The sequence below is a fragment of the Streptomyces sp. NPDC050548 genome, from assembly GCF_044457385.1.
Classification (GTDB): domain Bacteria; phylum Actinomycetota; class Actinomycetes; order Streptomycetales; family Streptomycetaceae; genus Streptomyces.
On the sequence record NZ_JBITGV010000022.1, the window covers coordinates 51,468 to 65,753 of the forward strand.

Sequence of the window (14,286 nt, forward strand, 5' to 3'; positions counted from 1 at the left end):
GCGGCAAGCAATGCGCATCGCCTCGTCAGCAGTCCCTGAACTCCGGGGACTGGTTGAGCAGTTGGCTGCGCACCGAGGTGAAGCGAGCCAGCGTCTCGTCGACCGTGCCGTCCAACGGGAACACCGCCACCCGGTGGCAGTTCTGGAAGGCCAGCCGCACACCGAAGTGCCGCTGCAGCGCGCCGCGTATCGCGTCACTCGCGAGCGCACGCAGCAACTGACCGCGTGCCCGCTCGTCCGGCGGCGGCGTCTGGTTGTCGGCGAACGCACCGCCGTCGACCTTCAGCTGAGCCACCAGGGAGCTGATCATCTCCCACGCGTAAGGCAGGGAGGTCCGGACGCAGTCGACGAATTCAGCTTCGTCGACCTCGCCTCGCTCGGCCTTTTCGAGTAGGGCCGGTGAGACGTCGAGCGACATGGGTTCTCCTCTCGCACCCCCAACTCGCGGGGGTTGCCGGACAGATAAGGGAGTCCGCGATTACGAACACGCTGCGTACACGCCTCGCGACCTCCCGTTTATACGGTAGGCAACGGAAGGTGGCGGCACCAGGAGAATGCGTACATAGGGAACTCTCAATGGGCCCACAATCGGCCATTAATGAACAAGGGGCGTCAGGGGTCTTCCAGGGCGAATCGCGTGCACCCACGCCCGTCGAGTAGCGTTGCCGACCATGCGTCTCGTCATTGCCCGGTGTTCCGTGGACTACGCGGGCCGGCTCACCGCCCACCTCCCCTCCGCCCCCCGTCTGATCCTGGTGAAGGCGGACGGCAGCGTCTCGATCCACGCGGACGACCGGGCCTACAAGCCCCTCAACTGGATGTCGCCGCCCTGCACGCTGAAGGAGGGTTCCGGGGACGACGAGGGCGTCTGGACCGTCATCAACAAGGCGGGCGAGAAGCTCATCATCACGATGGAGGAGATCCTCCACGACTCCTCGCACGAACTCGGCGTGGACCCCGGCCTGATCAAGGACGGCGTGGAAGCGCACCTCCAGGAGTTGCTGGCCGACCGCATCGACACCCTCGGCGACGGCTACACACTCATCCGCCGCGAGTACATGACGGCCATCGGACCGGTCGACATCCTGTGCCGCGACGGCGAGGGCCAGACCGTCGCGATCGAGATCAAGCGGCGCGGCGAGATCGACGGCGTGGAGCAACTCACGCGCTACCTGGAGCTGTTGAACCGCGATCCCCATCTCGCCCCGGTGCGCGGCATCTTCGCCGCCCAGGAGATCAAACCGCAGGCCCGCGTCCTCGCCACGGACCGCGGCATCGGCTGCGCGGTCCTGGACTACGACGCCCTGCGCGGCATCGAGGACGACAAACTCCGCCTGTTCTGACCGACTCCGATCCCCCTACGACGAAAAGGGCCGGTTCCGATCATCGGAGCCGGCCCTTTCGGTGTCGTACGGAGGGTCAGATCACGGTGCCCGAGGCGATGCTGCTCGCGGGGGCGGCGGAACTGGCCGTGTCGACGGGGGCACTTGAGGAGGCGATACCGCTCGCCGAGGTTCCCGTGGACGGGGCGGTGGACGACTCCGACGGCGTGACCGAGGGCGAGGGTGATTCGGACGTGGTCGGCGAAGTCGACGGGGAAGTCGACGCCGAATGCGACGGAGTCGAACTCGGCGAATGCGACGTGGACCTGGACGGTGTCGGCGACGTGGGCCTGCCGCTCGTCCCGCTCGGCTTGTCCGAAGGCGTGCCGCTGCTCGACGGCGGGGTCGGGTCGTCCGAGGTGCCGTAGGTCCCGTCGGGGCCGGGGTTGGTCGGGCTGCTGCTGGCCGTGCCGTTGTCGCCCTTCTTCGCCGGGTCGGCGCCGAGGCTGTCGTCGGAGTTGCCCTGGCTGGCGGACGGAGCGGGGCCGACCTTGTCGGACGGGTTGTCGGCGTTGTTGTTGGACGTGGCGCCGAGGGTCACGACGGTGCCGAGGACGGCGGCGAGCAGCGCGCCCGCGCCGGCCGCGACGAGGTTGCGCCGGGCGTAGCCGCGCAGGCCGCCGCGCGCCTTGTTGTGGGGCGTGGGGCTGCCGCCGGACGGGGCCTGGTGGGCGACGAGGGTGTAGGTGTCGCCCGGGGGCTGGAGCGGCGGGAAGGGCGTCGGGGTCCCGCCGGGCGGCGAGGCGGACTCCTCGTAGCGGGCGTCGGGCACCTCCTCGCCGGCCGCGGCGCCGAGGCCGATCGTGATGCCGGAGCGGTCGGCGACCAGGGCGAGGGCGCGCCGGCCCGCGACGCTGCCGCGCTTGTCGGCGGCGGTGTCGCGGAGGCCGATGGAGGACTCCAGCTCGGCCCGGGCCCGGTCGAGGTCGCCCTCGCAGAGCGCGAGGACGCCCAACTCGTGCTGGAAGTAGGCCTGTTCGCTCGCGTTGCCGGCGAGCTGGGCGGCCTCGGCGCCGGAGCGCAACGCGCGTTCCCAGGCGCTCCAGTGGAGTCCGGCGGCGAACGCGGGGGCGGCGGTGCGGGCGAGTTCGACGGTGGCGCTCTCCTCACCCTCGCCGGGCGGGGTGGTCGCCGGTACGAGGACGGTGAGGGCGGCGAGCAGGGCGTCCGCCTCGGCGCAGACCCGCTGGGGGGTGACCGAGGGGTGTCCGGCCCACCAGGAGTAGTGCAGTCCGGCGATGAGGGCGCTGGCCTCGATCTCGTCGCCGTATCCGGCGGCCTCCAGCTGGGTCTGGACGCCGGCGGCGAGCCGGTAGCGGCCGCCGACCGGGGAGACCAGTCCGCAGGCCGCGAGTTCGCCGAGGGCGGCGTCCGCGTGGGTGTCGCCGACGAGGGCGGGCAGATGGGCCTGGTGCGGCACCTCGCCGCCGAGCGCGACGGCGAAGCGCAGGGTGGCGCGGGCCGAGGAGCTGAGCCGCGAGGCGAGCAGCGGGGCGGGCGCGGCGGCCTCGCCGAGGGACGGCAGGGGTACGGCGTCTTCCCCGTCGGAGTCGACGGGTGTGATGGGGGGCGCGTCGGCCGGGACCATGTCCTGGAAGACGCCGAACTCCTCCACCACGCTGGTGCCGACGCGCAGTTCGTCGCGCTGCCGGAGCAGGGCGCCGGCCTGGACGAAGCGCAGGGGCAGGCCCTCGGACTCGAAGTAGAGGTCGCCCGCCCAGTTCGCCTCCTCCTCGGTGAGGACGCGGCCCACGGCGTGCTCCAGGACCTCCACGGCACCGGCCCGCTGCAGGCCGCCGAGGAAGACCTCCTCGATGACGGAGTCGGCGGCCGGTGCGGGGATCTCGGGGGTCGCGGCGACCAGGAAGGCGCACTCGGGGGTCGCGTCGAGGAGTTCCTCCAGGGCGGCGCCGCCGAACTCGATGTCGTCGAGGACGACGACCGCGCCGATCTCCCGCACCAGGGCGAGCAGTTCGTCCCGGGCGGGCCGGTGCAGGGGTGCGTCGTAGACCGCGTAGAAGAGGTCGTGGAGGAGGTCGGTGGCCGTGCGGTGGAAGCCGGTGAGGCGGATCACGCCGTCGGGGGCGAGGTCGAGGCAGTCCTCGGCGACGAGGTCGAGAAGGCTCGTGCGGCCCGAGCCCGAGGGGCCGGTGAGGCGTACGGAACGGCCGCGGGCGAGCAGCCGTACGAGCCGCTCGCGCTCCTCCTGGCGTTCCAGGAGCGGGAGTGCGGGCCGGTTCAGGCCGGGCGGGACGGGCGGTTTGGCGGCGCGGGCGGCCTCGGCGCGGGCGGCGGCGGTGAGCTTGGCCGGCCGGCCGGGCCGCTGTCCGGGCGGGCAGGCCTCGATCTCGCTGCCGTCGACGGGGTTGACGGTGAGCAGGAAGTCACCGGTGACCAGCTGCACGGTGCGGGCGAGCGCCGGTGAGTGCTGGCCGAAGTCGGGTGTGAGCGGTTCCCGGGGCGGGCGCTGGCGCGACGACGTGTCGTCGCCGTCCTGGCCGTACTCCTCGGGTTCCCGGTTGATCGGGTCCATAGGTCCAAGCCCCCCAAAAGCGTCGTGTGCGGGTCGACAGGACCCAGGCCCCTCCCGGCCTTGCTGCACACCGCGCTGTCGCTTCTGGTCCGGGCCCGCTCGAAGGGTTGTCACACAGCGGGCGACCGAACCCTAAACCTTCGCACAGTATCTACGACAGCCCGGGGTACCGCGCCGTCCGAGACGTCACAGTCTCATGAGGATTGTGCCCGGCGGACGTCACACCCTGGGGTCAGACCCTGGGCAGCGACTCCACCCCGATCCCGCCCTCGATGGCGAGGATGCGGTGCAGCCGGGTGGCCACGAGCAGGCGCTGCATCTGCGGCGGTACGTCGCGCAGCACCAGGCGCCGGCCGCAGCGGCCGGCCCGTCGATGGGCTCCCATGATGACGCCGAGGCCGGTGGCGTCCCAGGAGTCGAGCTCGGACAGGTCCAGCACCAGATCACCGACTCCGTCGTCGACGGCCGAGTGCAGGACCGTACGGGCGTCCGCCGCGCTGCGGACGTCGAGGCGGCCCCCGACGACCAGCTCGACGTGGTCGCCCCTGATGTACATATGCGCTCCCCGTGAGTGCGGTGGCGTACTCCGTGATGTGGGTGATGCAACCTCTGACTGTGCGAAGTGCCGGGAGGTTGCCGTCTGTGAGCGAACCGATACCGAATTCACCCCTGCGTGTGATGCCGCAGGGGCCTGTGCGGTTTCAGTGCTTGTAGAAGCCCTGCCCGCTCTTGCGGCCGATGTCACCGGCGTCCACCATTCGGCGCATCAGCTCCGGCGGGGCGAACTTCTCGTCCTGTGACTCGGTGTAGATGTTGCTGGTCGCGTGGAGCAGGATGTCGACGCCGGTGAGATCCGCGGTGGCCAGCGGGCCCATCGCGTGACCGAAGCCCAGCTTGCAGGCGAGGTCGATGTCCTCGGCGGTGGCGACACCCGACTCGTACAGCTTCGCCGCCTCGACGACGAGCGCCGAGATGAGACGGGTCGTCACGAAGCCGGCCACGTCACGGTTGACGACGATGCAGGTCTTGCCGACGGATTCGGCGAACTCCCGCGCGGTGGCGAGGGTTTCGTCGCTCGTCTTGTAGCCGCGCACGAGTTCGCACAGCTGCATCATCGGCACCGGCGAGAAGAAGTGCGTGCCCACGACGCGCTCCGGACGCTCCGTCACGGCCGCGATCTTCGTGATCGGGATGGCGGAGGTGTTGGAGGCGAGGACGGCGTCCTCGCGGACGATCTTGTCGAGCGCGCGGAAGATCTCGTGCTTGACTTCGAGCTTCTCGAACACGGCCTCGACGACGATGTCCGCGTCGCCGACCGCGTCGAGATCGGTGGTCGCCGTGATCCGCCCCAGGGCCGCGTCGGCGTCGTGCGCCTCCAGCTTCCCCTTGCTCACGAACTTGTCGTACGAGGCCTTGATGCCGTCGGTGCCACGCTTGAGAGCCTCGTCGGTGACATCGCGCAGGACGACGTCCCAGCCCGCCTGCGCGGAGACCTGGGCGATACCGGAACCCATGAGTCCCGCGCCGATGACGGCAAGCTTCCGTGCCACTGTGCGACTCCCCTTTGAAACGCTTACAGCGTGTATCCGTATGCCTCACGGCGGACACTAGCGAAGCTGCCGCGCTGTGTGACCGGTTAGTAACGCGCGTCACGTCTCATCTGACGGACATCACACCGGCGCGGGTCATTCGACCGCCCGTACGGCGTAGTTGAGGACGTTCTCGCTCAACAGGTCCTCGATGTCGTCGAGGAGGACCAGGGCCTCTCGTGACACTTCGCCCGGATTGCGCTCCCTGACCATCTCCCGGCCGATCACACCCATGACGGTGCTGTGCACCCAGCCGAGCTGACCGGCGATCAGGTGCGGCATCGGGTCGTCGTCCGCGGCGCCGGTCTCCTCGCGCAGGGCCGCCTCAAGGTTGGCCTGAACCTCCTGACCGATCGCCCACAGCCGCGAGCGCAGCGCCGGCGCGTCCTCGATGACCCGCATGAAGGCGGCGTACCCGGGCATCAGCCCGACCCGCGGCGAGACCGCCTCGATCTCCTCGCGGAGTTCGCGCAGGACGGCGGCGGCGGCCGACTCCCCCTTGTTCCGGCCGCGCACCCAGCGGACCATCCGGTCGACCAGTCCGGCGGAGCGGTCGAAGAAGAGGTCCTCCTTCGCCGGGAAGTAGTTGTAGACGGTATTGACGGAGACGTCGGCGGCGTCGGCGATCTCGGCGACGGTCACCGCGTCGAAGCCGCGCTCGATGAACAGACCCGTCGCGACATCGGAGATGTACTGCCGGGTCTGCCGCTTCTTGCGCTCCCTGAGCCCCTCTGCCATGACCGAATCCTAGCTTTGGCTGGGCCCATTGAAAACTTGGAGTCACTGGAAAACTTGCAGTCATTGCAAAATTGGTGAGTCTCTGTTTTTCTGGGAGGCATGGCAGTCATCAGCGCGGCCGGACTGGCCCGCACCTTCCAGACCAAACGCGGCCCCGTGGAGGCCGTCCGCGGCATCGACCTCGCTGTCCACGAGGGCGAGATCCTCGGCTTTCTCGGTCCGAACGGCGCCGGCAAGACCACCACCCTGCGGATGCTCACGACCCTGCTCGCACCGACCGGCGGCACGGCCTCGGTCGCGGGCTGCGACCTGGCGGCCGATCCGGCCGGAGTGCGGCGGGCGTGCGGATACGTCGCCCAGTCCGGCGGGGCCGACCCGAACATCGGAGTGCGCGAGGAACTCGTCACCCAGGGTCGCCTCTACCGTCTGACGAAGGATCAAGCAGCGGTACGCGCCGAGGAGTTGGCCCGCGATCTGGGCTTCGCCGACCTTCTCGACCGCAAGGTGGGCGCACTCTCCGGCGGCCAGCGGCGCCGCCTCGACATCGCGATGGCCCTCACCCACGGCCCGCGGGTCCTGTTCCTCGACGAACCGACGACCGGCCTCGACCCCGGCAGCCGCGCCGACCTGTGGGACCTGATCCGCCACCTGCGCGACGCCCACGGCACGACCGTCTTCCTGACCACCCACTACCTCGACGAGGCCGACGCCCTCGCCGACCGTCTGGTCATCGTCGACAAGGGCGTCGTCGTGGCCGACGGCACCCCGGGCGCGCTGAAGCTGCGGCACGGCGGCTCGATCGACGCGACACTCCAGGACACGTTCCTCGCCATCACCGGCCGCGGTCCCGCCCCGGCCGACGCCGCCCCCGTATCCGTATAGGAACCCGAATCCGTATCCGTAGAGGAACCCCATGCTTCTCCACGACACCGCACTCATCTACGGCCGCTACCTCCGGCAGTCCCTCCGCTCCCGCTTCGCGCTGCTCTTCGGGGTGCTGATGCCGCTGCTGTATCTGCTGTTCTTCGGCCCGCTCCTGACGGGCCTGCCGCTCGGCGGGAGCGGCAGCTCATGGCAGGTGCTGGTGCCCGGGCTGCTGCTTCAACTCGGCCTGTTCGGCGCCTCGTACGCGGGCTTCACGATCATCATCGAGAAGAGCCAGGGGGTGGTGGAGCGGATGCGGGTGACCCCTGTGAGCCGTCTCGCCCTGCTGCTGGGCCGGGTGCTGCGCGATGCCACGGTGTTCGTCTTCCAGGCGGTGCTGCTGGTGCTGGCGGCCGTGGCGACGGGTCTGCGCGCTCCCCTCGGCGGAGTCCTGATCGGCTTCGGGTTCGTCGCCCTGCTGACGGTCTCGCTCGGCTCGCTGTCGTACGCCGCCGCGATGAAGGTCGACACCCCTCAGGAGTTCGGCCCGCTCATCAACGCCATGACCATGCCGTCGATGCTGCTGTCCGGACTGATGCTCCCGATGACCCTGGCACCGGCCTGGCTGGACGTGCTCTCGCACTTCATGCCGTTCCGTTATCTGGTCGACGCGGTGCGGGACGCCTACGTCGGCTCGTACACGACGGCCCACATGCTGTACGGCGTGCTGGTGGCGGTCGGCTTCGCCGTACTGGCCGTGACGGTGGGGACACGCGTGTTCCGAACCGCCGGGGCCTAACTACGCTGGCCACATGGTCAATCTGACGCGCATCTACACGAAGACCGGCGACAAGGGCACCACCAACCTCGGTGACATGAGCCGGGTCGCCAAGACCGACCTGCGGATCTCCGCGTACGCCGACACCAACGAGGCGAACGCGGTGATCGGCACGGCGATCGCCCTGGGCGGCCTCGACGAGGAGATCGTCAAGGTGCTCACCCGCGTCCAGAACGACCTCTTCGACGTGGGGGCCGACCTGTCCACGCCGGTGGTCGAGAAGCCGGAGTTCCCGCCGCTGCGGGTCGAGCAGTTCTACGTCGACAAGCTGGAGGCGGACTGCGACCGCTTCAACGAGCAGTTGCAGAAGCTGCGGTCCTTCATCCTCCCGGGCGGCACGGCAGGCGCGGCCCTCCTCCACCAGGCGTGCACGGTCGTACGGCGGGCCGAGCGGTCGACGTGGGCGGCGATGGAGGTGCACGGTGCCCAAGGAGAAAAAGGCAGCATGAACCCCCTCACCGCGACCTACCTGAACCGCCTGTCCGACCTGCTGTTCATCCTGGCCCGCGCCGCCAACAAGGAGGTCGGGGACGTGCTGTGGGTGCCGGGCGGTGAGCGCTAGCGGTTCGTGTCCTGGGCCGCGTCCTTGTCGGCCTGGGTGAGCGCGGACTCGGCGGCGGCCACCTTCTGCTGCATGTCCGTGTATCCGGAAGGGGTGGCGGCCGAGGGGGACGTGTCCGCCGTGCTCCCGCGACCCGCCGTGCAGCCGGCGGTGAGCGCCGCCAGGAGGGCGATCCCGGCCGCCGCGGTCCTCGGGCGCATCAGCTCGCGCCCTCGGCGCTGTCCTGGCACCACGTCTTCACGTCGGTCAGGTCCCGCTGTCGCTGCCGAAGCGTCGGCAGCAGGGACTTGCGGAAGTCCAGCCGGTTCTGGAGGTACGTGGCGACCGCGTCGTCGCCGGCCGACTTGGCGTTGTCCACGCGCTGTTGCAGGCGGGCGATCGAACCGCGGGTGCCGGCCCCGGCGTCGAGGCGTTTCAGCGCGCGGTCGATCCGGTTGTCGATCTTCGGCAGCCGCTTGCAGAGCGCCTGGGCGCCGTCACCGGTCGGTGTCGGCGCGGGGCTGCTCTCGGCCGTGGCCGCCGTCGTACCGCCCGTCAGCAGGGCCGCCGTGGCGATCCCCACAAACAGGCGCTTTCCCCGTGCGTGCATGGCCTTCTCCGTTCCCGGACGGTCCCGTCGGCCGTCCGACACGTCGGAGGCTAGGAAGCTTCTTTGGGGAAACTCTGTGACCGGTTTGCCCCGGCTGTGCCGATCAGCCAGTCGCGACGGCCGGGCAACTCCCCGCTGGCCGACGGCAGCCGCACCTCGAAGCGGGCACCCACACCTGCCGGGCCCTCGGTCACCGTCACGCTCCCCCGGTGCAGCGCCGCCTGCTGGGCCACCAGCGTCAGACCGAGCCCGGAGCCGGAGCTTTCGGGGCCGCGCCGGAAGCGCTCGAAGACGTGGGAGCGGGCCTCCGGTGGCACACCCGGGCCTTCGTCGTGGACCGTGATCACGATCTGCTCCCCCTCCCGCCGTACCCCGACCGCCACCATCGTCCGGCCGTGCGGGTCCCGGCCGTGGGCCAGCGCGTTGGCCAGCAGGTTGTCGAGGAGGAGCCGGATGCCCGGCTCCCAGCCGTGGACCGTCAGCCCGGGTGCCGCGTCCAAGGCGATCCGCGCGTCCTGGTCGCGCCGCCGGGCCTCCGCCACCGACGCGTCCGCCACCTCCGTCACGTCCACGGTCCGGAAGGCCTCCGCCTCCACCAGATCCCCTCGGCCGAGCTCCCGCAGCATGACCAACAGGCCCAGCAGCCGGGCGTGTTCACCGCGCAGGTCGGCCAGGACCTCGGTGCGGTCCGGCTCGGGGAGGCCGGGGTGGTCGGTGAGGATGTCGAGGTTGGTGCCCATGCTCATGAGCGGGGTGCGCAGCTCGTGGGAGGCCGCCGCCGAGAAGGAACGGGCCGTGTCGAGCGCCTCGGCGGTGCGGGCGGCCTGCTCGTCGTAGCGGGCGAGGACCGTGCGCAGGGTGGCGGCGAGTTCGTCGACCTCGGTGACACCGGTCGGTTCGTCGGGCGGCCGGGCGGCGCTGGTGCGCGGGTCGAGTCCGGCGGTACGGCGGCCGAGGCGACGCAAGGGGCCGGTCGCGCCGGTGGCGATGCCCCAGGCGAGCAGGCCGGACAGGGGTGCCGCGAGCAGCGAGGTGACGGCCACCCGCCGCCGTACCAGGCGGAGTTGGGCCCGGTCGGCCGCGTCGGGCGAGAAGACCCACAGGGTGCCGGCGCCCCGCACGGTGGTGATCGGCACGGACAGCGCGCGCCAACTGGTACCCCCGGAGCGGACGGTGACCGGTCCCGAAGTCCCGCTCGGCAAAGGGACATCGGCGTCGGGCTGTGGTCCGCCGGTGAAGGCGGCGTCCGGTCCCACGACACGTACGCCCACGTCGAGGGCGGCGCTGAAGAGCCGCCGCTCCCGGGTGTCGGCGGCCTTGGGCCGGTCGGCGGAGGAGGCGCGCAGCAAGGCGCGGGCGTCCGGGGTCACGGCGGCGGCGCGGGCGCGCAGATGGTCGTCCTCGGCGTTGTGCAGGTCGTGGTCGACCAGCCGGAGCAGCAGCCAGCCGGAGGCCAGCACCAGCAGCGGCACGGTCAGTCCGACCGCGATTCCGATCCGGGTCGACAGCTTCATGACGGCACTCCCGGCAGTCTCATGACCGCTCGTCCCGCAGCACGAACCCGACCCCGCGCACGGTGTGCACCAGCCGGGGCCGCCCCTCCGCCTCCAGCTTGCGCCGCAGATAGCTGACGAAGGTGTCGACGGCGTCCGTGCGGACGTCGAAGTCGTAGCCCCAGACCCGTTCCAGAAGCTGGTCGCGGGTGAGGACCAGCCCGGCGTTGCGGGCGAGCACCTCAAGGAGTTCGAACTCGCGCCGGGTCAGCTCCAGGGGCCGCCCGTCCCGCACCGCCGTACGGGCCGCCGGGTCGATCACCAGTCCCGCCACCCGCAGCACCTCGCCCGTCGGCGGGCGGCGGCGCAGCAGCGCGTGCAGCCGCAGCACCAGTTCCTGCAGGGCGAAGGGCTTCACCAGATAGTCGTCGCCGCCCACCTGGAGTCCGGCGATGCGGTCGGCGGTCTCGTCGAGCGCCGAGAGCATCAGCACGGGCAGGTCCTGGCCGTCCTCGCGCAGCCGGGCGCACACCTCGATGCCAGTCATCCCGGGCATCGACACGTCGAGGACGAGGACGTCGGGGGACGTCTCCTGGATCGCGTCCAGGGCTTCCCGCCCACCCTCGGCCGTCCGCACCCGGAAGCCGCTCAGCCGCAGCCCGCGCTCCAGCGAGCGGCGGATGGCCGGATCGTCGTCCACCACCAGCACCGCTCCGGGACTGCCACTGCTACTCATCCGGACAGCGTACGACCCGTATGAGCCAAGAATTCGGGGATCATGCACCCCCAACTCCCAAGTGGTCCAGACCTATTGACCTATGGTCCAGACCTTTCTATTCTCACGGCACCGTGGGCGCGAAGGCTCAGTCGCGCCCCAGCACCCCCGACACCCCTGAGGAGGCGCTCCAATGCGCTTCAGAACCAGAGCAGTTGCCGGGTTCGCGACCCTGCTGCTTCCGCTCGCCGCTCTCGTCGGTCTGGCGGCTCCCGCCCAGGCCGCCTCGACCGCGACCGCCACGTTCACCAAGACCAGCGACTGGGGCACCGGCTTCGGCGGTCAGTGGACCGTGAAGAACACCGGTACCAGCGCGATCAGTTCGTGGACGGTCGAGTGGGACTTCCCCTCCGGTACGTCCGTCGCCTCGGCCTGGGACGCGGACGTCACCAACTCCGGCAACCACTGGACCGCGAAGAACAAGTCCTACAACGGCACCATCGCCGCCGGCGCCTCCGTCTCCTTCGGCTTCAACGGAGCCGGCTCCGGCTCGCCCTCCAACTGTCTGCTGAACGGCGGCAGTTGTGACGGCGGCACCACGGTCCCCGGCGACGCGGCCCCCTCCGCACCCGGCACTCCCACCGCCTCCTCCATCACCGACACCTCGGTGAACCTCTCCTGGAGCGCGGCCACCGACGACAAGGGCGTCAAGAACTACGACGTCCTGCGCGACGGCACCAAGGTCGCCACGGTCACGACCACGTCGTACACGAACACCGGCCTGACCGCCGGCACCGACTACTCGTACACCGTGCAGGCCCGCGACACCGCGGACCAGACAGGACCGGTCAGCGGCTCGGTCGCCGTGCACACCACCGGCGGTACGACCACTCCCCCGGCCACCGGCAGCGCGGTCAAGCTCGGGTACCTCACCGAGTGGGGCACGTACCAGCGCAACTACCAGGTCAAGAACCTGGTGACGTCCGGCTCGGCCGCGAAGATCACGCATATCAACTACGCCTTCGGCAACGTGACCAACGGGCAGTGCGCGATCGGTGACGCCTACGCCGACTACCAGAAGACCTTCACCGCCGACCAGTCGGTCAGCGGTGTCGCCGACACCTGGGACCAGCCGCTGGCCGGCAACTTCAACCAGCTGCGCGAGCTGAAGGCCAAGTACCCGAACATCAAGATCCTCTGGTCCTTCGGCGGCTGGACCTGGTCCGGCGGCTTCGCGCAGGCCGCGGCCAACCCGACCGCGTTCGCGCAGTCCTGCTACAACCTGGTCGAGGACCCGCGCTGGGCCGACGTCTTCGACGGCATCGACATCGACTGGGAGTACCCGAACGCCTGCGGCCTGAGCTGCGACACCAGCGGCGCGGCGGCGTACAAGAACCTGATGCAGGCCCTGCGCGCCAAGTTCGGCACCAGCAACCTGGTCACCGCCGCCACCACGGCGGACGGCACCTCCGGCGGCAAGATCGACGCCGCCGACTACGCGGGCGCGGCCCAGTACGTCGACTGGTACAACGTGATGACGTACGACTTCTTCGGCGCCTTCGACGCGGACGGCCCGACCGCCCCGCACTCCCCGCTCACCTCCTACACCGGCATCCCGACCCCGGGCTTCACCACGGCCGACGCGATCGCCAAGTTCAAGTCGAAGGGCGTCGCCGCGAGCAAGCTGCTCATCGGCATCGGCTTCTACGGCAGAGGCTGGACCGGCGTGACCCAGGCCGCCCCCGGCGGCACGGCGACCGGCCCGGCGGCGGGCACCTACGAGCAGGGCATCGAGGACTACAAGGTCCTCAAGACGACCTGCCCGGCCACCGGCACCATCGCCGGCACGGCATACGCCTTCTGCGGCAACAACTGGTGGTCGTACGACACCCCGGCGACCATCGGCACGAAGATGGCGTGGGCCAAGACCCAGGGTCTGGGCGGCGCGTTCTTCTGGGACTTCAGCGGCGACACCAGCAACGGTGAGCTGGTGACCGCCATCAACAGCGGGCTGAGCTGACGGCCGGTCCGGTCTCCACCTGGGGCGCGCGGTGTATGCCGCGCGCCCCAGGCGTGCGCGGCATGGGGCCATACGGCCCTCCCGGGAAGGAAGGTCGGCGGGTGGGACCAGCCGCTGACCGGGAACATTCTGTATCTCAACAAGCATGCGGAATGGCTCATTCAGGGGGGAAGAATGAAACGCAGGTCACAGAAGTCCCATACGGTCAGGCGCCCTGCCAGGTCCCGGTCCCGGTATCTGTCGACGTCGGCCGGAGTCTTCGTGGGGGCGGCGGCCGCGGCCTTCATGGCCGCCTCGCCGGCGGACATGACGGTGACGGTCAGTCCCCAGGGGCACCCGGTGTGCGTGCTGGCCGAGGATCAGGCCACGTTCACTCGCTGACCGGGGGGTGCCGCCTCCAGCCAGGCCAGAAAACCGGTCAACGCGTCTTCGCTCATGGCGAGTTCAAGACGGGTGCCCCGGTGCAGACAGGTCAGGACGATCGCGTCGGAGAGCAGCGCCAGCTCCTCCTCGCCCTCGGGGAGGCGGCGGCCGGCCACCTCGATCGCGGAGCGTTCCAGGGTGCGGCGCGGGCGGTAGGCGTAGGAGAAGACGCGGTACCACTCGATGCGGTCGCCGTTGTAGCGGGCGACGCCGTAGCTCCAGCCCTTGCCGTTGGTGTCGGGTTTTTCGGGGACGTCCCAGCGGAGCGAGCAGTCGAAGGTGCCGCCGGAGCGCTGGATGAGTCTGCGGCGCAGGCCGAAGACGAACAGCCCCACCACCACAAGGGCGACAACAATTCCGCACACAGTCAGAGCGAGGACCATCGACACCGACCTCCTCGTCTCCTAGGCAAAACAGGTAACGGAACGGAAAAAACACCCACATTCGCCTCAGCCGCGGGGGGGGGGGGGGGGGGGGGGGGGGGGGCGGGCCGGGGGGGGGGGGGCGCCGCCGGGGGGGGGGGGGCGGGGGGCCCCCGCC

The 14,286-nt window shown here is 70.5% G+C and carries 16 protein-coding genes; 5 read left to right on the forward strand and 11 right to left on the reverse strand.

What is annotated here, in order from left to right; genetic code table 11:
• Window positions 1-25: 25 nt before the first annotated feature.
• On the reverse strand, window positions 26-418 hold the full coding sequence (locus ACIBJH_RS41010) for an SCO5389 family protein (protein WP_399122043.1): 393 nt from the start codon (window positions 416-418) through the stop codon (window positions 26-28).
• A 253-nt stretch (window positions 419-671) separates the two neighbouring features.
• Here ACIBJH_RS41010 and nucS point away from each other — a divergent pair, with 253 nt between their 5' ends.
• A complete protein-coding gene (nucS, locus tag ACIBJH_RS41015; protein ID WP_399122044.1) occupies window positions 672-1,343 on the forward strand; it encodes an endonuclease NucS in 672 nt (223 codons plus the stop codon).
• Between the two features lie 76 nt (window positions 1,344-1,419).
• Here the strand turns inward: nucS and ACIBJH_RS41020 are convergent, their stop codons facing one another.
• From ACIBJH_RS41020 to ACIBJH_RS41035, 4 genes are all read right to left on the reverse strand, one after another.
• On the reverse strand, window positions 1,420-3,915 hold the full coding sequence (locus tag ACIBJH_RS41020; protein WP_399122045.1) for an ATP-binding protein: 2,496 nt from the start codon (window positions 3,913-3,915) through the stop codon (window positions 1,420-1,422).
• A 232-nt stretch (window positions 3,916-4,147) separates the two neighbouring features.
• The gene (locus ACIBJH_RS41025) at window positions 4,148-4,471 is read right to left on the reverse strand and encodes an STAS domain-containing protein (RefSeq protein ID WP_043683078.1); all 324 of its coding nucleotides are present in this window, start codon (window positions 4,469-4,471) and stop codon (window positions 4,148-4,150) included.
• A 145-nt stretch (window positions 4,472-4,616) separates the two neighbouring features.
• Window positions 4,617-5,465, reverse strand: a complete 849-nt coding sequence (locus tag ACIBJH_RS41030) for a 3-hydroxyacyl-CoA dehydrogenase family protein (protein ID WP_019073166.1) — start codon at window positions 5,463-5,465, stop codon at window positions 4,617-4,619.
• Window positions 5,466-5,600: 135 nt separating this feature from the next.
• Window positions 5,601-6,242 (reverse strand): TetR/AcrR family transcriptional regulator, encoded by a 642-nt coding sequence (locus tag ACIBJH_RS41035; protein ID WP_399122047.1) that lies wholly within the window; start codon window positions 6,240-6,242, stop codon window positions 5,601-5,603.
• Window positions 6,243-6,341: 99 nt separating this feature from the next.
• Here ACIBJH_RS41035 and ACIBJH_RS41040 point away from each other — a divergent pair, with 99 nt between their 5' ends.
• From ACIBJH_RS41040 to ACIBJH_RS41050, 3 genes are read left to right on the forward strand one after another with little or no spacing between them, the layout of a single operon-like run.
• Complete coding sequence (locus ACIBJH_RS41040; RefSeq protein ID WP_399122049.1) at window positions 6,342-7,124, forward strand: ABC transporter ATP-binding protein; 783 nt, start codon at window positions 6,342-6,344, stop codon at window positions 7,122-7,124.
• A gap of 31 nt (window positions 7,125-7,155) precedes the next feature.
• A complete protein-coding gene (locus ACIBJH_RS41045; protein ID WP_359602156.1) occupies window positions 7,156-7,905 on the forward strand; it encodes an ABC transporter permease in 750 nt (249 codons plus the stop codon).
• A 13-nt stretch (window positions 7,906-7,918) separates the two neighbouring features.
• Window positions 7,919-8,506: a cob(I)yrinic acid a,c-diamide adenosyltransferase gene (locus tag ACIBJH_RS41050; protein WP_399122051.1), complete on the forward strand. Its 588-nt coding sequence runs from the start codon at window positions 7,919-7,921 to the stop codon at window positions 8,504-8,506.
• Here the strand turns inward: ACIBJH_RS41050 and ACIBJH_RS41055 are convergent.
• Genes ACIBJH_RS41055 through ACIBJH_RS41070 form a run of 4 tightly spaced genes read right to left on the reverse strand, consistent with a single transcriptional unit; the run spans window position 8,503 to window position 11,324 of the window.
• A complete protein-coding gene (locus ACIBJH_RS41055; protein ID WP_399122053.1) occupies window positions 8,503-8,706 on the reverse strand; it encodes a hypothetical protein in 204 nt (67 codons plus the stop codon). The two genes, ACIBJH_RS41050 and ACIBJH_RS41055, sit on opposite strands and share 4 nt — an antisense overlap.
• Window positions 8,706-9,095 carry a hypothetical protein gene (locus ACIBJH_RS41060; protein WP_399122054.1) on the reverse strand — a complete coding sequence of 130 codons (390 nt, stop codon included), beginning with the start codon at window positions 9,093-9,095 and terminating at the stop codon, window positions 8,706-8,708. The genes ACIBJH_RS41055 and ACIBJH_RS41060 overlap by 1 nt, the downstream gene beginning before the upstream one ends.
• Before the next feature lie 50 nt (window positions 9,096-9,145).
• Window positions 9,146-10,609 carry a sensor histidine kinase gene (locus tag ACIBJH_RS41065; RefSeq protein WP_399122055.1) on the reverse strand — a complete coding sequence of 488 codons (1,464 nt, stop codon included), beginning with the start codon at window positions 10,607-10,609 and terminating at the stop codon, window positions 9,146-9,148.
• Between the two features lie 19 nt (window positions 10,610-10,628).
• Entirely contained in the window at window positions 10,629-11,324 is a 696-nt protein-coding gene (locus ACIBJH_RS41070) for a response regulator transcription factor (RefSeq protein ID WP_399122056.1), read from the reverse strand.
• A gap of 172 nt (window positions 11,325-11,496) precedes the next feature.
• On the opposite strand from ACIBJH_RS41070, the gene ACIBJH_RS41075 reads away from it, so the two are divergent.
• Window positions 11,497-13,323 carry a glycosyl hydrolase family 18 protein gene (locus ACIBJH_RS41075; protein ID WP_399122058.1) on the forward strand — a complete coding sequence of 609 codons (1,827 nt, stop codon included), beginning with the start codon at window positions 11,497-11,499 and terminating at the stop codon, window positions 13,321-13,323.
• A 161-nt stretch (window positions 13,324-13,484) separates the two neighbouring features.
• On the opposite strand, the gene ACIBJH_RS41080 is transcribed toward ACIBJH_RS41075, so the two are convergent.
• Window positions 13,485-13,631, reverse strand: coding sequence for a hypothetical protein (locus tag ACIBJH_RS41080; protein ID WP_399122059.1), 147 nt, complete (start codon window positions 13,629-13,631; stop codon window positions 13,485-13,487).
• Between the two features lie 51 nt (window positions 13,632-13,682).
• Window positions 13,683-14,129, reverse strand: coding sequence for a DUF2550 domain-containing protein (locus tag ACIBJH_RS41085; RefSeq protein WP_200711002.1), 447 nt, complete (start codon window positions 14,127-14,129; stop codon window positions 13,683-13,685).
• Between the last annotated feature and the right edge of the window lie 157 nt (window positions 14,130-14,286).

Excerpts from the sequence above, each read along its gene's own strand:
- ACIBJH_RS41010 (WP_399122043.1), bottom strand. The coding sequence starts at position 418 with ATGTCGCTCGACGTCTCACCGGCCCTACTCGAAAAGGCCGAGCGAGGC.
- nucS (WP_399122044.1), top strand. The coding sequence starts at position 672 with ATGCGTCTCGTCATTGCCCGGTGTTCCGTGGACTACGCGGGCCGGCTC.
- ACIBJH_RS41020 (WP_399122045.1), bottom strand. The coding sequence starts at position 3,915 with ATGGACCCGATCAACCGGGAACCCGAGGAGTACGGCCAGGACGGCGAC.
- ACIBJH_RS41025 (WP_043683078.1), bottom strand. The coding sequence starts at position 4,471 with ATGTACATCAGGGGCGACCACGTCGAGCTGGTCGTCGGGGGCCGCCTC.
- ACIBJH_RS41035 (WP_399122047.1), bottom strand. The coding sequence starts at position 6,242 with ATGGCAGAGGGGCTCAGGGAGCGCAAGAAGCGGCAGACCCGGCAGTAC.
- ACIBJH_RS41040 (WP_399122049.1), top strand. The coding sequence starts at position 6,342 with ATGGCAGTCATCAGCGCGGCCGGACTGGCCCGCACCTTCCAGACCAAA.
- ACIBJH_RS41045 (WP_359602156.1), top strand. The coding sequence starts at position 7,156 with ATGCTTCTCCACGACACCGCACTCATCTACGGCCGCTACCTCCGGCAG.
- ACIBJH_RS41050 (WP_399122051.1), top strand. The coding sequence starts at position 7,919 with ATGGTCAATCTGACGCGCATCTACACGAAGACCGGCGACAAGGGCACC.
- ACIBJH_RS41055 (WP_399122053.1), bottom strand. The coding sequence starts at position 8,706 with ATGCGCCCGAGGACCGCGGCGGCCGGGATCGCCCTCCTGGCGGCGCTC.
- ACIBJH_RS41060 (WP_399122054.1), bottom strand. The coding sequence starts at position 9,095 with ATGCACGCACGGGGAAAGCGCCTGTTTGTGGGGATCGCCACGGCGGCC.
- ACIBJH_RS41065 (WP_399122055.1), bottom strand. The coding sequence starts at position 10,609 with ATGAAGCTGTCGACCCGGATCGGAATCGCGGTCGGACTGACCGTGCCG.
- ACIBJH_RS41070 (WP_399122056.1), bottom strand. The coding sequence starts at position 11,324 with ATGAGTAGCAGTGGCAGTCCCGGAGCGGTGCTGGTGGTGGACGACGAT.
- ACIBJH_RS41075 (WP_399122058.1), top strand. The coding sequence starts at position 11,497 with ATGCGCTTCAGAACCAGAGCAGTTGCCGGGTTCGCGACCCTGCTGCTT.
- ACIBJH_RS41080 (WP_399122059.1), bottom strand. The coding sequence starts at position 13,631 with ATGTCCGCCGGCGAGGCGGCCATGAAGGCCGCGGCCGCCGCCCCCACG.
- ACIBJH_RS41085 (WP_200711002.1), bottom strand. The coding sequence starts at position 14,129 with ATGGTCCTCGCTCTGACTGTGTGCGGAATTGTTGTCGCCCTTGTGGTG.